Below are 20,742 nucleotides of genomic sequence, written 5' to 3'. Positions count from 1 at the left end.
TAATCAAGATTTAAGGTTTAAAAAGAGAGTGTTGCACCGCCCATGAATATTCGCTGCTGCGGATAATAACCATTATTTACACCAGGCGACTCAGGATCAACACCTTTTGGCAATCCCGATATAGTAAAAATGTTAGATCCCTCAACAAAAAAGCGCAGTGTACCAAGCCCCATTTTATCCATAATTTTCTTAGGTATAGAATAGCCGATCTGCGCCGACTTTAAGCGGATATATTTTCCATCCCTGAACCAGAAAGTTGAAGCCAGGCCATTATCACCACCATGTGTGGTAGAGCTTAAAGTCATTCTTGGAAACGTTCCGTTAGGATTATCTATACTATAGGCATTCTCCACCAAAAATAGAGGAGAGTTTGCTCCCTCTTTAAAAGTTTGTGTCCAGATCGTGTTGTCATCGTAATAATTGTAATAAGTACCCGTTAATGACACATCAAAAAACATCCCTCCTGTTAGCTGAGCATTGATGTCGAACCCGTTCCACTCGGCAGCCAAGTTCAAGCCATAAGTAAGTTCCGGTCTGTTTGGCCTTCCGATCAGACCTCTGTCCTGATAATCAATTTTACCATCGCCATTCTGGTCCACATATTTAACATCACCCAAATTTGGACGACTACCATACCAAGCTGCATTATCAATTTCCTCTTCCGAGCGGAACAGTCCATCAGCAATCCACCCGGAAACTATTCCTGTTCTTTTCCCGGTAACTTTTTGAATTTCAGGAGCATTTTCACTATCCGGATATTTTATCCAGCGATTTCTGGCAAAAGTAACATTAGGAGATATGCGATATTTAAATGCTTTTCCTCCAAGGTTGAAACTATTGCTGTGTTTCAACAACAATTCAAAACCTTTGGCATCCGTTGCGCTAAAGTTTTCATAAGAAAAATAATAACCGCCCATTGATGGAGGATATCCGGCCGACATCCCCGTCAGGATATCATAGGTATAAGTATAAAAAGCATCAAACTCTAGCCCCAGCAGCCCTTTCCACATCGTCATATCAACCCCCACATTATAGGAAAGTGTTTTTTCCCAGGAAAGGTTCGGATTGGCAATCACGCTGGTATACAATGAGTTTTGTAAAGCACCATTCATTGGCAATTTACTACCAAAGGAATAAGTACTCAGGAAAGCAAAATCGGGCACACCGTCATTTCCCAGCAACCCTGCGGAAGCACGGATTTTTAAATCATCAATACTGGTCTGGTTGCTCATAAAATCCTCTTTTGACACCCTCCAGGCCAATGATGCTGAAGGGAAGAAGCCCCATCTTTTACCTTGAACGTTGCCTGCAAATTTATAAGAGCCATCATACCTGCCTGTAAACTCAGCAAGGTACTTTTCGTTGTAGTCGTATTTTAAACGGAACACATACCCCAGGCTTCTCGATCCTGCACTAAATCCCCCGATCGGATTATCAGCAGGAGTATTCAAGCCCAATTCCGGCAATTCAGGAAAGGCAACATCTTTGGCGTAAGCTGATAAAGAGTTTGATTTATTGTCGCGAATTTCCACCAATGCCAGCACATCAAAATTATGTTCAGCAAAAGTGTTTTTGTAGCTCACACTACCCTGCCCTACCAATTGTTTACTTTGAGATTGGCCTTCGCCAAGGAAATTGAACGACCTTCCTCTTGGGTCCAGCATTTTATTAAAACCCAGTTTACTAGTCGCATCTGTTAACCTCACTGCATTTACCGAATAATAAGTATCCAGGTTTTTATTGTGTGAAGTGCTATAATCATAAGATCCTGTAGCCTTAAAGCTTAATCCTTTTAACCAGGGAGATTTGTACTCAAGAGATAAATTGGTTTGCAGGTCTACAGCATTAGTTTTTTTATAACCCGATTCATTTATTGCAGCAAGCGGGCTATTCGGAGCCCCCGAATTGTTTCTTGGCGTAATACCTGTATAAAGGCCGTTGTATTTGATAGGCAGATAAGGATGCATACCAATAGTTTGTTTCGCAATTGAAAACCAACCCTGTTCACCTAAACTTGGGCTACTGTCTGTGCCGCCCGACAGAAAACCAGGTGTTTGTCTATACCCTGTGTTACCCGCTATGCCAAACTCCAGATTCAGATTTTGTGCCACCCGCGTGTTTATATTACTGCGCAGGTTATAACGGTCATATTCAAAGTTTTTGATATTTCCCTTATTGCCCAGATAGCCCAGCGATACGAAATAATTGGTATTGTCTTTTCCACCCTGTACAGAAAGATTGTGTTTAGTTGTATGTCCGGTTCCAAATACCTCATCAATATAGTTTACATTGTCCCAGCCGTCGTTAGGGTCACCGTTCAACATTGCATCCACATCCGCTTTCAGGAAAATCGGTGTATATTCATTTCTATTCTTGATGGTACCATTTGCCAGCTTATCCATCATATCGGCCATATTGTAATAATGGGCAAACTGTGGCCCATCCATAAATTTTGGGAAATTGGCATTTAGCGAAACACCTGTCGCACCACTATAATTTAAAGTTGGTTTTCCCGAAAGTCCTTTTTTTGTTGTGATGATCACTACTCCGCCGGCAGCTTTCAAACCATAAACTGAAGCCGCAGCACCATCTTTCAATACCGATACACTCTCCACATCATTTGGATCCAGATCATTAATAGACCTTGGCATTCCGTCAACAATATAAGTAACCGCATAATTAGAACCACGTATTCTCAATGACGCCTGGTCAACGCCCGGCTCGCCCGATTCCTGTACCGATGATATACCCGGAAGTCGGCCGCCCAATAAACTAGATATGTTTGTAGATGGTCCTTTCAGCAATTCCTCACCCTTAATAGATGATATAGCACCAGATAGGGAAGATTTCTTCTGTGTTCCATACCCAACTACAACCACCTCACTCAAAGCAGTCATATCAACTTTTAATACAAGGCTGATTGTTTTTTCGGCCTTTATTTCTCTGGTTTCATAGCCCATATAAGTAACCACAAGTATGGCATTTTCATCTACCCCTGCGATAAAGAATTCCCCCTTTTCATTTGTCCTGACCACCCTACCGGTTCCCTTAACCGTAATGGAAGCCCCAACAAGGTTATTTCCTGTCTCCGTCAGGATCTTTCCCCGTACATCAATTGCCTGTAAACCTGAAATAAGGTTATCCAGAAAGTTTTTTTCTTTTTTCCTGATCAGCACAGTTTTTTCATCAATGGTATATTTCAAAGGCTGCCCTTCAAATATTTTCTGTAAAACAACATCAATTTCAGCATCCTTGACATTGATACTTACACTTTTCGCGTCTTTCAGTATAGTCGAGGTAAATAAGAAATCATAACCGCTCTGGACCCTAATCTGATCAAAGACCTTCCTTAACGGAGCGTTCTTTTCAGATAGGGTTATTTTTTGCGCATAAGAACTTGCGCTAACCTGTAAAATGGCGGTGATTAGAATTAGCAGGGTAAACCTCATAATCAGCAAAATTCTTGAGATACAGTCTGGTGGCTGTACCATTTTCTTTGAGTAAAAATTGTACATTTGATAAGTTTGGTTAGGCGATTTACCTTTTCATTTTGCAAGATGGCGAAGGTAATCGCAGTTAGTTGATATGTAATTTAATGTATTGACAATCCAGACTTAGTCAGGATTCCGATTGCCGTCGGTTTCCTGGCTTATCAAGGACTATCGTTCTGCTCAGTTATTGATTACGACAATCCTCCTTCCTTCTATTTTAAAGTGAACTACTCCGGTCGACTCCAGCATTTTAAGCATCTGGCTGATGTTCTTTTTGCGCGAGAGTGCACCATTAAATCTTTCTCTGGAAACATCGCCCTCGAATTCCACCTCCACATTATACCAGCGCGAAATCTTACGCATCACGCTTTGGATATCCTCATTGTCAAAATCAAAGGTTCCATTTTTCCAGGCAATAGCCTGTGCAATGTTTACTTCTTTTACCAAAAACGCCTCAGGCCTGCTCAAAGCCTGTTGCCCAGGCTTTAAAACCGACGAATGCTTTATAGCCCCAAGGCTTGCCACCTTCACCACTCCCTCTACTAAAGTTGTTTTTGTATCCAGCTCATCGACATAACTATTCACATTAAACTGCGTTCCCAGCACTTCTACCTGCTGCCTATCTGTTTCTACAATAAAAGGTTTCCGTTTCCCTCCAACACTGTTTGCTGTACGTTCGGTCCTCATCATCGCTTTTGCCACCTCGAAATAAGCCTCTCCCTGAAGTTTCACTTTTCGCTCATTAACCAAATTTATATTGGTTGGGTAGGTTAAACTAGAAGCGGCGTTAAGTACCACCAGTGAACCGTCAGGTAAACGGATCTGGAAAGTTTCTCCATTGGCTGTAGAAAGTGTGTTGTAAGTTGCTGCGCCTGATGAAGAAGCTTTTGTTACATTATAAATAATTTGTCCGTCGGCAGTCTTAGAAATTACCACGCCCGACTCGCTGGCCAGCTCTCCTTTATCTGCATCAGATAAAACAATCTTTTTTCCATTTGCCAGCGTAAGCGTCGCTGAGTTTCTCCCCGGCAATACATCTTCATGACTGAGGTTGGCAAGCTGACGGTTGCCAACTGGCCAGTAATCTGCTTTAAAGAAATAAATAAAGCCAAGCATCAATGCAATAGCCGCAGCAATACGAGGCCAGTAGCTGAATTTCCTGATTTTCACAACAGGTCCAGGCAACTGACTAAACACTTCTGCCTTTATTTCCGCAATTCTTTCAGCAGATAAATCAGCAGATGTATCGAATTCAAAAAGCCATTTTTCAACTGCGGCCTTTTCGGCTTCAGTACATTTGCCTTCATTGTATTTTATAAGTAATTCTCTCTCTTGTTCTGACATAGCTAAAAGCGGATAATTCCCGTATTTAAAGACATGACGGGAAAGTGCCTGCTATACGTGCAGAAAAAAATGAAAATATTTTAAATTAAATTTTTATTAAGATCATCAGAAAGGCAAAAAGCCCAAATTTGGTCCTCAGACGTAGTAATGCATTCGACATCTGGCGGTGTACTGTTTTTTCAGAGATAGACAATTCACCAGCTATTTCTTTATAAGTATAATTAGATTTCCGGCTCAATTCAAAGATCTTTCGCATTTTAGCAGGCAATGCCTCTATCTCTTTATCGATGTAAGCCATCAATTGTTTTTCCCTTACCAGATGATCTGTATTGGCTTCCTCCTGTTCTGTAGGAAAAGAAATGAAATCCCTATACTTATCGGTTACTCTTTTATGCAGAAAAATATCTATAATCCTGTTATTAACAGCAGTAAAACAATAGGCTGAAATAGATGAATTAAAATTCAGCGTATCGCGTTTAACCCAGAGCACAGTAAAAAAATCCTGTACCACATCTTTTGCTTCGGCTTCATCTCTAAGGCGTTTAAATGCATATACAAAAAGTAACTGAAAATAGCGGTCGTACAGCTGGGCATAGGCCATGTGATCGCCTTCCTTTAAAAGCGTAATTATTTGTTGATCTGTATAGCTACTATAATCTATCATCCGCTTTATTTCCCGAAAAAAATACTTAGAAATTATTCAATGATAAATAAATTTCCGGATATATCAATTTATCCATTCTTCTAAATTGAAAATTCTGAATTCTTAGTAATAACTAATTGAAATATCATCTGAATACCATGATGTATAGGAATTTACAGATATTTTACTCCAATGACTTGAATTATTTGCTTTTCCAGCCTCAGCAGTATTCGCACACTGCCATAAGCTATAATTTGAATTATTATAAATGTATACAGAATCCCATTTTGCATTCAGGATATATGAACCATTATTTAGATTTTGAACATTTTGTGCAAGAGTGGTCTCACGGGTTAAGGTCAAAATGTCAAAATTCCCATTAACTGGTTTAGAGTTACTTACAACCTCTCTTGAATCTACAGTACAGCTTGTAATTGTAGACCAGTTGGCAGGATTAATAACAATCAATTCAAAATAATCATACTGAGAACCTGGACTACTGACTTTATAACTGATGTAGGGATTTGTAATATCGATAGCTGCTCCGTATTTCCATACTTGTTTATACGCACTTATACTGGTATCCCAAATCAATACATTAATAAATGCATGCCACTTTTCATCCTCTTTTAAATATACCAACCCTGCATCGGAACTTAAACTTCCTGTTGTTGTGTATGCACCAAAATACATATAAGGTCTATCATTAGTTGAATGTACACTGACTGTTGGTAATGTAATAAATCCTGTAGCTTGATTATAACCAGTATTTGATTTTACATACCAATGAGCACCGGTATTTTCACTCCAATTGAGATATTGTAAATTACACTCTTGTAGAGAACTACTTGAGGATATTTTATTTGTTGAAAAATTAGATTTTAAAGGGTTTTTACTCAAAAAATTTTTCTCCTCCTTTACCTTCTTAAACGTATTTATTAAGTTTTTACCTTCTAATTTATCCAGCTTATTATTACTAATTATATTAATCAGTGATATGGAATCCATATTAATATTCTCATCCAAAAGCAGCTTTGAATTTTGTTCAAGCTTATTCTGATTCTGCTCATTTTTTTTTGAACAATTAGAAAAAGCAAATGCCAATAACAGCATATAAAATTTAAAAATGATTGGTTTCATAATAAAGGAGAAAGCCCTGCTTGATTAATATAATAAATGAATATAAATTATATTTTAATAAGATCAAAAATGTTTTTAATATTTTTAATTAATCAACTTAACATAACGCCCTTCATATTGAACTTTTTCACTACGATCCATTAGTGTCAGACAGACCAATTCATGGTCATGCAATATTTTCCAGATACTGGATTACCTCTTCTTTCTTTCTGCTCGAAACTGGAACAAGTTCTTTATTCTCCATTACTAAATAACCTTCACGGTAGTACTTTTTAACAAAATGAAAATTTACCAGATAAGATTGATGGCACCTCAAAAACCCAAATGGTGTGAGTAAATTTTCGTATTCCTTTAGACCTTTTGAAACAAGTATTTCTTTTCCGTCTTTTAAATAAAAAGTAGTATACCCTTTATCACTCTTACAAAATACAATCTCGTCCATGGTAACAACTTCAATGCATTCAATACTCTTTAAAGCAATACGCCTGGCGGCCCCTACACCTTGTGCAAGGTAATGAGCTTTGGCAATGGCCAATTGTTGTTGATTGAAAGCCTCTTGCTCCTTATGGTGAAAACATTTATTTAAAACAGTACTTAATGAAATTTCATCAATAGGTTTAAGTAAGTAACCAAAAGCACCCAAATTCAGTGCTTGAATAGCATATTGGTCATAAGCTGTAAGAAAAACAACCTGAAAGTCGCTCATCCCGATTTCATCAAAAAGATGAAAGCTATCACCATCCTTTAAACGGATATCTGCCAGAATAATATCCGGTGCTAAGGCAGGTATCTCAACTGCAGCTACCGAAATTTGATCTGAAGTACCTACTACTTCGATAAAGTTTATTTTTTTTAAAATCTGCAAAATATGCTGCATAATTCGCACTTCATCTTCAAGGATATATAGTCTCATTTTCTTTTTTTTATTCTTCAATCAGAGGTATGATGATTTCAGCAATTACACCTTGTCCTCCCCCTTGTTTTTTATCATTTACAGTAAATTTTGCGGTTTGCCCGCTTGATACAAATAATAAGGCTAATCGCTCTTTCAGAATAACCTGGGCTAAGGATTGCTTCTTTTGTTTATTTACCTCATTATTATTGATTCCGCTGCCATTATCATCCACCCTTATGACCAGCATCTCGTTTTCCTTATTAAAAGAAATCTCCAAATCTCCTTTGTAATTGATATGCCTAAAGCCGTGTTCTATGGCATTCTCTACAAAAGGTTGTATCAGCATAGGCGGGATGAGTGTATGTTCAAGGCTTAAATTTTCATCTACAATAATCTTATAGTTAAACACACCATCATAACGCATTTGCTGCAACCGGATGTAGTCATTTAAAGAATTTAATTCTTCTCCAAGCTCTATAAAATCCTTCCGGTTTTGCTCCAAAATGCCTCTTAACAAGCCTGAAAATGAGTTAAGATAGGAAACCGATTCATCAACATGGCCTGAGGCAATTAAACTCTGCAGGTTGGCGATGGCATTAAAAATAAAATGCGGATTCAATTGAGTTTGCAATAACTTTTGCTCAATTTTCAGCCTTTGGTTTTCAGATTTCAATAAGGTGTTTTTTCCTTTTAGACGCTGTTGACGGTAAAGGAAATAAAAGAAAAAGAGCCCCCCTAAAAAAATCAATGTGAACAAAACGAGTGTCCACCTTTGCTGCGTTATAAGGGTTTCATTTAACTTGTTTCGTTCATTCAGTTCTACAATACTCCGGTCTTTTTTTTCAGTTTCGTATTTCTCTTGGATTTCTGCAATCTTAACCGCCTCAATTTCATTATGATTCCTGAATCCTATGGTATAGGAAGAGTCCGCAGCCTCCAATGCCCTTACAAAATCGCCCTTTAGTATATAGGCATCTTTTAGTCCATTGTAATGCAATTCTTTTTGCCTATTGAACTTATTCTTTTTTTCCAACTCAATCCCCTCTAAATAATATTTGATGGCTGAGTCAGGTTGCTTATTTCGGATAAACGATGTTGCTAAATTGTTATAAGCAATGTCATACAGTTGGTTATTTTCTTTAAGATAATTGAAATATATCTTACTATACTCCAGCGCTTTTGCATTCTGATTTTGCTGCGCATAAATTTGCGATTCATTATTGTAGGTACGGGCAATGGCAAGACTATCTCCAATTTTAACAGCTAGTTCACGGGCTTTACCATTATAAAACTTCATTTTTTGATAATCTCCCAATCGCGATGCCAACAGAAAAGAAATATCGTAATATCTTTGTTTAACCACTGCATGCGTCTTGTATGGGTGGTTTTCATAATACAATGCTGTGTATTTGAGCGATTTTTCCACATTGCCATTTTGAAAATAGGCTTTAGCCAGCAAATCATAAAATCGGTAAGTAATGCGACTATGCACTTTTTCAGCGGTCTCCATAGCAGCAAGTATCCTCCCCATTAATTTTGATTCGACCATTAGCCCATCTCCAAAACTCAGACTTAGAACACCGTGAGTTTTCAATAGTTCTAAATCATCATCCGGTGCTTCACCTTTCATCTTTTGAAAAACTGCCAATGCACTATCCTGCTTTTTTTCCAACAAATACTTTCTTGCTGTAAAAAAATGAAAATAGGAATCGGTGGGGCGGTTATAAACTTTGAAATGACTGATTTCCCTTTCAATTACACTTTTGAAGACTTCAGCCGATAATGTGTCCAGGGCAATAATAGTCGCCAGATAATCTTTTTCTGACTTGATTATTTGACTATCTGTTTCTGTTTTAGAAGAGCTTTCTTTATTTCTGCATGCACCAGATATCAAAACAGCACAAAACAAAAAACGGACAAAAGTGGTTGATATACGATTCATTTTTTTTAAAGGTCATTAATTTTACAAATCCTAAAGCGCTTACTCAGTCTGGTACCTTAAAAGTTTTCTGATCTGATAGAAAAACCTTTCAATTAATCTTAAATCCTGTGTTACAATTTCGGCATTACCACTCAGCTCTTTGTCAAAAATAAGATGCTTATTATGCGAAGTTTTTAATCCATTTGGAAGAATAACGTCCACATAATAATTTCCTTTTTCATCGGGAGTCAAAGATATGTTTTGTACCCTTCCTTCCACAATACCATATTCTTGATAAGGGTAGTTGTCTAATTTGATGAGCACCTTTCTCCCCTGAGAAATTTTTCCAGAATTGGTTGCAGAAACAGACATTTTCCCTATCAGCGTTTTCGTATTGTTAGGCAAAATGGATAAAATGGCATCTCCCCTTTTCAGGAACTGGTTTTCTCCCCAAAATTGCTGAAAACTTGCGATACCATCAATAGAAGAAACGATCAGATAACTTTGTTCCCATTGTTTTAATGCCTTTCTTAATTGCTCAAATAGCTGTAATGTTTGAGAAGCAAAATTAATCTTGTCCTTTTCGGCACTAATTGCTGAACCGCTTTTTGTTTTTTTAAGATTGGAAATACCTTCTTCTGTTTGCGATAATGAAATCTTGATATTTTCTAAACTTTGCTGAGCTTGTAAAAATTTAATTCTTTCGTTTTCCAATTCTATTGTAGAAATTACATTTTTACTAAAAAGCTGCTGTGAACGTTGATAATTTTTCTTTATCAGGTCGTATTTTGCAAGCTCCAAATCTTTTTGTTGTTTTAGCATTGCTCTTCTGCCTATATATTCTGATATATTTTTGTCCGTTGCTATATTTTCTGGTACATAAGGACGAAGTCTCGTAAACAGCTTTTCATCTTGAAATGCTTTTGCAAAAGCATTGTAATCACTTTGAATCTCTCCTAATTTAAACTCAGAAATTTTATCAACAGGAAATGAAAATAATTGATTAGAAGAAGTGGTGTCCATTATTTTTTTGAGCTCCAGAAGGTCATTATAGCTTGCTGTAGATTGTAAAACCATTAAGACCATATCTTTATTCACTTTTTGATGGTCTTTGATGAATATCTTTTCGATCTTGGAATCTGTTCTTGCCTCTAGCTTCTCTGGTGGGTTTTGTGAGCTTACTACAATGGCAGCAGCCACGAATTCTGGATACCTAATGAAATAGCTCATAGTTAGAACCATCAGAATTGCAGCAAAAATGATCACATTTCCCCAACGAAACATCCAATGTGGCGGTTCTGCCAAAACATCCTGAACACTTTCAGAACGTAATTCTATTTGATCTAATATATCTTTCTTAGTTTCCAAGTTCCAGTTGATTTTTTATTAATCTGTAATACTCCCCTTTTTTTGACACCAATTGGGCGTGACTGCCTTCTTCCACTACACACCCTTTGTCTAATACAATGATCTTATCGGCATGTTTTACGGTAGACAACCTATGGGCAATAACAATCGCCGTTTTCCCTTTGAAGAACTGTTCCAGATTCTCAATGATAATCCTTTCATTATTGGCATCTAATGCACTTGTTGCTTCATCAAAGAAAATATAGTCTGGCGATTTATAAACCGCCCTTGCAATAAACAATCGTTGTTTTTGTCCGCCACTTACACCCAATCCCTCATTTCCGATTTTGGTATTGTAACTCAAAGGTAAACTTTCGACAAAATCTTGTATGTTGGCAATCTCGATGGCTTTTCTCAATTTTTGTTTATCAATATGATCCTCCCCAATAGCTATATTATTGGCAATAGAATCGTTAAATACATAACTTTCTTGCATAACCACTCCGCAATGGGCCCGCCAAAATCTGGCTGAGATATTCTTCAGATTAGTATTCCCGATTTTTATTTCACCATTTTCAGGTTCATAAAACTTCGTTAGTAACTTTAACAATGTAGTTTTCCCGCTGCCACTTGCACCAACTATAGCAGTCGTTTTTTGGTAAGGGATAGTCAGATTTAAATTCTGAAAAACAAAGGAATCGGAACCGATATATCTAAATGAAAGATTGTTGAGTTCGATATCTTTTTGCGGAATCTCATCGATATATTCTTCCTCTATGTTCTCTTCGTCTGCTTTATCATGAATCTCAGCCAACCTTTCCAAAGAGATTTTGGCGTCCTGGGTTTGCTTAATGAAATCTATCAGCTGCACCAAGGGACTATTAAGCTGTCCGATAATATATTGAACTGACAGCATCATACCTAAAGTAAGATCACCGCTTAAAACCAACTTTGCGGCAAGAAAACTGACCAGGATATCTTTCATTTTATTGATAAAGTTTCCGCCGACAGACTGCCATTGTTCTAACGAAAGCGCTTTTATACTGATTTTAAATAGTTTTACTTGTAAAAATTCCCAGCCCCAACGTTTTTGTTTTTCGGCATTATGCATTTTTATTTCCTGCATCCCATTAATCAGTTCAATCACCTTGCTTTGTTCCTGAGAAATCTGAGAGAACTTTTTGTAATCCAATTCCTTCCTCCTTTTGAGGAAAAAGCTAATCCAAAGTATGTATAATATAGCCCCCACTATGTAAACTAAGAACAAGCGATAATCATAAAACAATAATATAATACTGAAAATGATCAAATTAACCAGCGAGAAGAGTGTATTTAGAGAAGAACTGGTTAGCAATTGTTCTATTCGATGATGATCATTGATCCGTTGCATGATATCTCCCGTCATCCTTGTATCAAAGAAGCTGATAGGAAGTTTCATCAACTTGATAAAAAAATCTGAGATGATGGATATGTTTATCCTGGTTGAAAGGTGCAAAAGAATCCAGCTCCGGATGATTTCAATCCCCATATTTCCTAAGAATAGCATGATTTGCGCCAGTAGAATAAGGTAAATAAAATTTAGATCCTGATTTTGTATCCCGACATCTACAATACTTTGAGTAAGAAAGGGAAAAATGAGCGACAATAAACTTCCCGCCAAAAGACCGATAGCCAATTGAACGACAAGAGATTTATATTTTAACAGGTATCTGGAGAGAAATGAGAAGCTTGTTTTATTCACTTCCTCATCAAACTCGTTTTTATAAAATGATGGGCTGGTTTCTAAAATAAGTGCAATACCTTCTTCGGTTTTTTCGCTTGCATTTTCGCCAATCCAATGTTGTATAAATTCTTCTTTTGTGTAAGTAATTAGTCCATAACTTGGGTCAGACACATAAACCTTATTTGATTTGTCTACCTCATAAACTACTACGTAATGATTTTTATTCCAATGCACAATGCAAGGGAGTGGAGCTTCTGAAACAAGCGTATCAAAGTCAATTTTAACACCTAAGGTTCTAAAGCCTAAATTTTCTGCAGCATTACTTAGCCCCAATAAGCCACTTCCCTCTCTGGTAGTTTCAGAAAGTGTCCTAATTTGCTGTAACGGAATACTTTTATTATAGTGTTTTGCTATAATACGTAAGCAAGTAGGGCCACAGTCTTTTGCATCTGGCTGTTTATAAAAGGGAAATTTTTTAAGCGCCATTATTCAATTGCATCCTATAATTTTGTATTGCTTTTTGTTTCAGCGGATTTTCAGTCCAGTCATCCCATTGGCTGGTATAGGGGTTATAACCACATTTTAGTGGTTTAGAAATATCCAGGCCCGCATCATTTGTGTAGTTTTGCTCCGTAAACGCCCTGCAATCTGTGCACACATTACGAAACTCGCAGTCTTTACATACTGCTACATGATTTTTTGTTAAGTTCCAATACTTTTTAAAATCCTTGTGCATCAACGCCTCTTCTAAAGTTGTATTATTTATGTTTCCAAAGCTTTGAGCCATTGCCGGACAGTTTTTGATATTACCGTTTATATCAATACCGATTTTTTTATGAAGGCAGGAGTTATGATTAATTGCCTCTAAAACCTTCATTATGTTGGTATCAAAATACTCGATACTTACTTTACCACAAGAGCTCACTGTTAAATATTGATGCGTAAAAGCAAGTTTAAATTGGAAAACATCGTTTACTTCAAATGGAGTCTTCTCGCACTTATGAAAGATCAAGCTGTAGATTCTAGTGCAGCTTTCACTCAGGTTTTGTATAAAACCTTCATCAACATCCGGATGATATAGTGAGAAAATCTCTATACTTTCTAAGCACGAGTCCTTGAAAGAATGATCTAAAGTCAAAAAGTCTATTAAAGGAGCCTCGTTTTCACAATAAATAACCAAATGTCTTATGCCTAGGTTTTCTATTGATTGTACCAGTTCTGGTGATAAAGCTAAATCAGCCGTTTCTATGAATAAGTTAGAAATCGTACTGGCATCATTAAATTTTAGTGATAGCGGTGGAAAATTTTTGTCCCAATTACCATTAGTAATAAAACCATACTCTTTTTCCAACAAAAAATCCAGATATTCCAGAAACATTTCTTTAGAATCGTCATCATAACAACTTAATACATCTTCAACAGAATTGATTTTCAATTCTTCGATAATATCGTACAGCTCCAATGCCTGCAATTCAGATTCATTTCTTTGTAAATCTGATATCAAAATTCTGTTGACACCTTTAGTTATAAAAATATCGCTAAACAAATTAAAATATTTCATAGCAGTCTAACTAAGGGTTTATGTGGCTTTACTTGCATTAAGAAATCTGTTTGATACTTTTTACATTCACCGTAAGGCACATCACTTCCCTTTTTATCAGATTTTTTTGATCTGTATTCGTCAACAAATTTGAATGTTAACGGCAGCTCGTGTTTCTCTTTAATTTCGTATCTCATAAATATTCGGCTATTGCTTTTTCTGCTGCATAGTTACAAATTGATGAAACCCCTAAAAATTGTCCGACAGTGTTTACTTCTAAGAAGTAAAACTTTTCATCACTTTTGATAAAGTCTATAGAACCACAGTTTACATCTAATAACTGCATCAGCTGATGCACTTTTTCTTCAACATAATTTGGTAGGTTATATCTGACATTTCGATTTGGTTTTTCAAGATTATATTTTCTAAAATCAGTTTTTGTTTGTTCATCGCTTTGAGAAATTATAGCTGTTGAGTAGAATTTCCCATTTAAATAGAAGCTCCTGATTTCAAAATCCTTTTCAATTTTCTCTTGAAAAAAAGAAATAAAAAAACGGTCTTGTTCTTTCTCTTCTATTATATTGGTGTACATAATGCTTTCAGAATAATCTTCATAAGCACTTATAGTTATATTTCCGGTAATCGGCTTTGTAATAGTTCTATTTAAAACTACGTCATCCGTATTTTCTGCCAGAAAATATTCAGGAACATCCAGTCCTACTTTCTTTGCCTGCTCTAATACTAATAACTTATTAACAGCACTGGTACTTTGCTTATTAATGTGCCTTTTAGATTCAATAGTTTTGATTACATAATCTTCTAACCAATGTTGATGCTCCTGCATATGACTATCTACAGAAGGGTTGTTATATTGGAATTTCTTAAATTTTATTCCACCTCTTCTATACCACACACTTTCTATTTCATCAAGAAAAAATCTATTTCGATAACTTTTTATATATACTCTCTTTTGAGCTACTTTAATTTCAAAAAACTCATCTTCATTGACACGAACAAATTTTTTACCCATAGCGATTAGCCATTTGATAACTTCATTGGTTGTCGTTTCTTGATTTTTAGATATAATCAATATCATATTTCTTATAATGGGGACTAAAAAGAAGAGTTTAAAAGCCCACTACTGTGGGACTTTTAAACTAAAATTTAGTGCGGGATTTATTGTACTTTTTTGGATTATAGCATTAAAATGCCCGACTTTTTGTGGGATACCTCTAACAACCAGTTACAGCTCTACCAAAATATGTCCCTGTACCATAGGGGCCAGTATAGTAATCATACTCTACACATCCCTCTCCAAAAGAAACATTAGATTTTATTCCATAAAGTCCATCCGCTGCTACTCCTCCATTAATAGATTTTAAATCCATTAATTTTTTGTTCTCCAAAGAAGAAATGCTCTTCTTGATTCCATTTAATTTTTTCATATTTTTTTGATTTAAATTGACAGAAAATCCATCAAGATGTTACCTTATTTTATCCCCAGTTAAAGCCAGTATCTCCACAATCTGAAGAATTATCCCAAATCCTGCCAGCAAATACCCCATACTGATCATAAGTATCCATATCTTGCTGACCTTGAGCATTCAAAAAGTTCGAATAAACTATTGAAGCACCAATAGAACGACGGCCACCTTGAACCATTTTCAAAGCCGTTTCTTCTAATTTTTTGTTTTCTAATGAAGAGAAGCTCCTCATTCCACTTAATTTTTTCATAATTAAATATAAATTTGATGATTTTATTAGCCATTACCTTACCCTGACCTAAGGGCTTTTATTGTAATTGCTATTAATTAGCTTAAAATTCGTTGTATACAGTTACCGATACAAGTGAAGACTGATATTCGATAGTTTTGAATGTATATCTGTAGGTTCTTTATAGATATTCGTTATATGATCCATCGTCCTCTGCAATTGCTGTTTCATTTGCCTTACCAAAATCCTTGGCCCTATCAATTGCAGACAATCTTGAAGAAAAACGAATTACCCTGATGGGTAGCGATGTTGATGAAGCGCCAATGGCCTACAAAGATTAGAACAATGCTGTATCCTCGTTCCGGGTATATAAAATGAAAGCCTTAGATTTTCATCTAAGGCTTTTTCAAACATGGTTATCGATTATTTATTTTTTGTAAACCCGGTCAATCCCAGCTTTAATGGCAGCCCATTGATTGTTATTGATAACATGCGATATTTCGAAAGCCATTACCCCCTCCGTGTTTTTAAGAGACAGATAAACTGCATCTGATACTTTACTTGCGGTTGTTCCATACGCATAAGATGCAAACGAGCCATATACCTTACAATCTCCCTTGGTAAATTTATCGTAGGTAGTAACAAAATTCTCCACCGACCATACCGAGCCAGGATTCTCTGATATAAAAATATTGTCTGTGTATGCGCCTAAAGAAAATACATCCAGCTGATCAGCAAAGCCAGTTTTGCTATAAGTATCTGTGTAAATACCGCTTGGTGTCGGTTTGTAATTTTTACTGGCCCAATTCTGTCCAACAGCATAACGGGAAGCCCAATCTGCAGAAGCCCAAAGATGAAGTTCCAGTTTCGGATTGATAGATTTTACTTTAGTACGGATATTGGTGATCAGATTTGTTACCGCCATCGAGCGAAACTCTATCCAGTCCTTATAAATTGGACCAATACCACCGGTTGCGGTGATGATGTCATTATTACTGTTCACAGTCTTTCCGCTGTAAGCCTTAAAAGCAGAAATTGTTGCATCTCCGAATCCATAATTTGCACTCCACCAGCGACAATAGTCCAGGGCGATTCCTTTAAGCTTTGGATATTTGGTGGCCACTTCAGCAATGACAGATGTCACGAAAGCCTGTACCTCGGGCAGACAAGGATTAAGCATGGCTCCATCCGCAGTCAGATCATTACGTATATCCGTTAACACTGTTGGCTTAGAAGCGTCGAGCATCCCAAGCTGGGTCTTACCATCCCAGGTCTGACTATCATAAACAAGACCTTCTTTGGTTTTAGTATACCCATAGCCCATTACCGATAAGCTGGCAATAACACTCATATTCAACCTTTCGGCTTCCTGGAGCCAGAACCCCAGGTAATCCCAATCCCTATTCACAGTAACATTATCCCATTTGGTAAGTTTAGGGAGGATATCACTGTTGTACAGGGCATAACCTATACCCGGTTTTACGTCTACATACACCTCTGTAAAACCCGTTGCCTTCATTTTTTCCATATAAGCGGTAATGTTGGCCTTATCGGCAAACAGACTAAAATTCGCATGGGCATCTATCCACATCTGAATTGGTTTGGCAGCTACACTAGCCCTGTCAATATCCAATGGGATCTCCTGCTCTATATATTCAGGATCGGGCATACTCTTGCTACAAGATATCAGTGAGATGAAAATGCTCACTAAAAGAAAGTACTTTTTCATTTTATCAAGATTTAAATGAATTAATTATATTTTTTCGTGTGATTCAGCCCTGTCTATTCCTTTTTTGATACTGTCCCACAGATTGAAATCTATAACCTGTACAATATCAAAAACCATCAGCCCTGCGCTTTTCTCCAGCGTTAGATAAACGGCATCTTCTATATTCTCCTTATGATTTAACGCATACAGCGAGCCATAAACCTTTGTGTCTTTGCCAATCACTTTATTGGCCCGGTCAAGAGCATATTCGATAGACTCGTTATTGTCCATGCCATACAGATCGCTTAAATAAGCCCCCACCATAAAGGCGTCAAGCTCATCTGCAAATCCTGCATTTTTGTAATTCTCAGTAGCCCATTCCGGATAAGATTTAGCAGCATCAAAATAACCCTCGCTCGCCCAGTTCTGTCCATTTATATAAGTACCATTGATCCAGGAAGCTGCCCAATAGGTTAGCTTCATATCCGGTTTTCTGGATTTAATTACCTGTTTGAGCTCCCGGACAATATCCCGAACGGTCATTGCCCGGAATTCCCACCACTCTTTATAATATTTTCCGGGGACACGCTCTTTCTTGCTGTTATAACTAAAGATATCCTCAGGGAACCTTTCTACCTTCTTGTTGATATATTTTTCGAAAGCAACGCGGGAAGAATCTGAAAAGTCGAAACGAACATCTGCGAAACGGCAATAATCAAGGGCAAAACTGTCGAAATCATAATTCGATACGATCTCATGAACGTAAGACTTTACCAGAGTTCTGACAGAGGAAAGATTGGGATTGAGGAAAACCCCTACGTAATCCATTTCCTTCATGTTTTTTAAACCATCCGGTGTATTTCCAATGGAAATTTTATCATCCCAATATTTACTCCTGTAGGCCGGACCGCTTTTCGTTTGCAGCAGCCCGACTGGCATAATACTGGCCGATACGGTGATTTTAAACGCTCTCTTGCGGGCCTCGTCGATAAAAAACTGCAAGTAATCCCAATCCCTTTTGTATTCATAACCATCTCCAAAACCTGTTAAAGGCTCGAGAATTTTACTTTTATAAAGGACATCTCCCTGCACTGGTCTAACGTCGACAACAATTTCATTGAATCCGGCCACTTTAGCCTTATCGAGATAATAGCGGATGCTGTCTTGAGAAGAAAACCGCTTAAAGTTAGCTTCCGAATCAAACCATAATATTTTCGGCTTTTCTTTACTGGTAGCTGCTGTGTTTTTTAAACCTTTGCAGGCCGCAAACAGGATTGGAATAAATAAATATACAAGGTATCTTGAAAAGTACATAGTAGTAATTGATTGGTGCTGATTATTCAAAACAGGTTAATTTATAAGTCTTCAATCCGTGGCGTCCAAACCATATAGCAACATGGGCCTCTTTGGCTACTTCATCATAATACCAATCGCCCCATGCTCCATAGCTCCAGGCCCTGTTCATTGATAATGCAATATTCAGGTTTTCATGCGCCAAGGTCTGCAAATCGCTGTTCAACACTGCAGCTGCATGCCAGAAAGAAGTACCACTGGTAACCAGCGCATAATTTTTGCCATTGACTACCATTCCCGATACAAAAGGAGATTTACCTCCGGTACGTGCGGTCGAAAATCCAGTACCTACCCACCAGGTCTGCAGAATATTCTGCCATAGACCAGGCATTACGCTCGTAGTCGACCCACTAAAGGTGTTCAGGTAAGCCTTAATACTATTTGCAGCGTTGGCAGTACCCTGGGTATCACCCACAATAAAGCTCGGCTCATCTGAAGCATTCGAAGGCGATATCATCTGGAAACCGGAACAATCTGTGCTGGAGTAACCCGTCTCGATCGTTGAATAATTTGAAGCGAGTTTTCCGCCAGACACTTTAATCCGGTAATGAGGGCCTTTAGCCGCACGGGGCGCCATTGCGGTGATCCAGGCGTTACCTGCAATATCACCAGCTACTTGAAAGTTACTGGAACCATCTGTTGTTGAGGCTGCATTTATTGCAATTTTCCCGATTGATGTTGGAGCATCTATAGGCTTTGCCCAATAGAAAAATTCTGTTTCTCCATTTTTAACTACCGTCCCAACACACCTGCCTTTGTAATCTGAAGAGATCATCATCAGATCTGCGATAGCAATTGGTCCTAAATTAAAAGTCCCTGCCGGTTGTAATGTCGTTTTATCAATTACTTTAATCCCATAAGGCGAATTCACATCACTGGAAACATATGCCCTTGAAAGTAGCACAATATAATCCCCACAATAAGCATGATACATATTCAAGTCACCATACAATTTTGAATCTGCCAGGTTAAAATTATTATATACGCCAGGATAACCTAACTCTACAAAATTTTTGGTGGTACCGATTTCCGCATAGCTAAAACCCTTACCATCTGGCAAATGGTCTGAAGTCCCCCAAGAAACCGTATACTCTTTTTTAGTTACCTTATCCTCGGCTGTAACCGTATATTTTACCCCGCCTTCCTGGGCAAAGTTCTGGGGTAAAGCCGGATCTGGAGATACGGTAGCCCCTTTTGAGAGATAGAATGTAGGCACCGCCGACTTCAGTACTTCTGTAGCATTAACATACGGTGACACCTTAATTGTAATGGTATTATCATTATTGATTGTTGCCTTAAAAAAAGCTTTATCCTTGCCAACAACTGAAAATGATGTAATAATAGAGGGCTCACTTACGACCTTCTCTTTCTTACATGCACCCAGACTGAATACGATCACCAATGCAAGTATGGTGTGTAATCTAAAATTTATAGTCTTCATAACTTAATGCTTTAAAATTTTATCCATACTATTCAAAATAACCTCTTATGCGGTATTGGCGTTTCGTTCTCTCCCCGGAAGTAACGGTAATGATTATCCCGTCCCCGGAGATATTATGCCGACCTGATAGCGAAGGCGTAATGAGCTCATCATAGGTAACAGTTGCTTTCAGGTAAATGCTGGTCAGGTCAATATCCTTTGCCAAAGTTGCCGAAATCGGGAACAGGATCAATCCATATCCTCCCTCCAGTTCCTCTTGTTTAGCACTAGCTTCCATTAATTTCCCCTCTTTATTAAATTCATAGATTTCTCCCTGAAACTCTCCACCCGAGTGGGAGGCCTTACAAGTCATCTGAGTTATCAGATTGGATTTATGGACGAAAATAAATTCCTCATTTTCCTTTGCACATCCTGCCAGCAATAATGTAATCAGCAGCCCGAGCAGATAGGGCTTGATTGTATATAATAATTTCATATTCAAAT

The 20,742-nt window shown here is 37.5% G+C and carries 16 protein-coding genes; all 16 read right to left on the bottom strand.

Annotation, left to right across the window (positions count from 1 at the left end; genetic code table 11):
- Window positions 1-17 precede the first annotated feature (17 nt).
- Window positions 18-3,449 carry a TonB-dependent receptor gene (locus tag WC623_RS15855; protein WP_372852790.1) on the bottom strand — a complete coding sequence of 1,144 codons (3,432 nt, stop codon included), beginning with the start codon at window positions 3,447-3,449 and terminating at the stop codon, window positions 18-20.
- Window positions 3,450-3,671: 222 nt separating this feature from the next.
- A complete protein-coding gene (locus WC623_RS15850; RefSeq protein WP_372852788.1) occupies window positions 3,672-4,835 on the bottom strand; it encodes a FecR family protein in 1,164 nt (387 codons plus the stop codon).
- 85 nt (window positions 4,836-4,920) lie between these two features.
- Window positions 4,921-5,499, bottom strand: a complete 579-nt coding sequence (locus WC623_RS15845; protein ID WP_372852786.1) for an RNA polymerase sigma-70 factor — start codon at window positions 5,497-5,499, stop codon at window positions 4,921-4,923.
- Window positions 5,500-5,601: 102 nt separating this feature from the next.
- Entirely contained in the window at window positions 5,602-6,618 is a 1,017-nt protein-coding gene (locus WC623_RS15840; protein WP_372852784.1) for a hypothetical protein, read from the bottom strand.
- A 166-nt stretch (window positions 6,619-6,784) separates the two neighbouring features.
- Window positions 6,785-7,531, bottom strand: coding sequence for a LytR/AlgR family response regulator transcription factor (locus tag WC623_RS15835; RefSeq protein ID WP_372852782.1), 747 nt, complete (start codon window positions 7,529-7,531; stop codon window positions 6,785-6,787).
- Between the two features lie 10 nt (window positions 7,532-7,541).
- Window positions 7,542-9,455, bottom strand: a complete 1,914-nt coding sequence (locus tag WC623_RS15830) for a histidine kinase (protein ID WP_372852780.1) — start codon at window positions 9,453-9,455, stop codon at window positions 7,542-7,544.
- A gap of 39 nt (window positions 9,456-9,494) precedes the next feature.
- On the bottom strand, window positions 9,495-10,802 hold the full coding sequence (locus tag WC623_RS15825) for an HlyD family secretion protein (RefSeq protein WP_372852778.1): 1,308 nt from the start codon (window positions 10,800-10,802) through the stop codon (window positions 9,495-9,497).
- A complete protein-coding gene (locus WC623_RS15820; protein WP_372852776.1) occupies window positions 10,792-12,990 on the bottom strand; it encodes a peptidase domain-containing ABC transporter in 2,199 nt (732 codons plus the stop codon). Before WC623_RS15820 ends, WC623_RS15825 begins: the two co-directional genes overlap by 11 nt.
- The gene (gene gwsS / locus WC623_RS15815; protein WP_372852774.1) at window positions 12,980-14,065 is read right to left on the bottom strand and encodes a grasp-with-spasm system SPASM domain peptide maturase; all 1,086 of its coding nucleotides are present in this window, start codon (window positions 14,063-14,065) and stop codon (window positions 12,980-12,982) included. Before gwsS ends, WC623_RS15820 begins: the two co-directional genes overlap by 11 nt.
- Window positions 14,066-14,237: 172 nt before the next feature.
- Complete coding sequence (gwsG, locus tag WC623_RS15810; protein ID WP_372852772.1) at window positions 14,238-15,140, bottom strand: grasp-with-spasm system ATP-grasp peptide maturase; 903 nt, start codon at window positions 15,138-15,140, stop codon at window positions 14,238-14,240.
- A gap of 136 nt (window positions 15,141-15,276) precedes the next feature.
- Window positions 15,277-15,489, bottom strand: a complete 213-nt coding sequence (locus WC623_RS15805; RefSeq protein ID WP_108203905.1) for a TIGR04139 family peptide modification target — start codon at window positions 15,487-15,489, stop codon at window positions 15,277-15,279.
- A 49-nt stretch (window positions 15,490-15,538) separates the two neighbouring features.
- Window positions 15,539-15,778 (bottom strand): TIGR04139 family peptide modification target, encoded by a 240-nt coding sequence (locus WC623_RS15800; protein WP_372852770.1) that lies wholly within the window; start codon window positions 15,776-15,778, stop codon window positions 15,539-15,541.
- Window positions 15,779-16,184: 406 nt separating this feature from the next.
- Complete coding sequence (locus WC623_RS15795; protein WP_372852768.1) at window positions 16,185-17,486, bottom strand: family 10 glycosylhydrolase; 1,302 nt, start codon at window positions 17,484-17,486, stop codon at window positions 16,185-16,187.
- Window positions 17,487-17,510: 24 nt separating this feature from the next.
- Complete coding sequence (locus WC623_RS15790; RefSeq protein WP_372852766.1) at window positions 17,511-18,809, bottom strand: alpha amylase family protein; 1,299 nt, start codon at window positions 18,807-18,809, stop codon at window positions 17,511-17,513.
- On the bottom strand, window positions 18,802-20,259 hold the full coding sequence (locus tag WC623_RS15785; protein WP_372852764.1) for a DUF5018 domain-containing protein: 1,458 nt from the start codon (window positions 20,257-20,259) through the stop codon (window positions 18,802-18,804). Before WC623_RS15785 ends, WC623_RS15790 begins: the two co-directional genes overlap by 8 nt.
- A gap of 28 nt (window positions 20,260-20,287) precedes the next feature.
- Window positions 20,288-20,740 (bottom strand): hypothetical protein, encoded by a 453-nt coding sequence (locus WC623_RS15780; protein ID WP_372852762.1) that lies wholly within the window; start codon window positions 20,738-20,740, stop codon window positions 20,288-20,290.
- Between the last annotated feature and the right edge of the window lie 2 nt (window positions 20,741-20,742).

The sequence above is a fragment of the Pedobacter sp. genome, assembly GCF_041645105.1.
In the GTDB taxonomy this organism is placed as follows: Bacteria; Bacteroidota; Bacteroidia; order Sphingobacteriales; family Sphingobacteriaceae; genus Pedobacter.
Note: the sequence above shows the minus strand (reverse complement) of the source record. Positions and strands in the feature narration are given on the sequence as shown.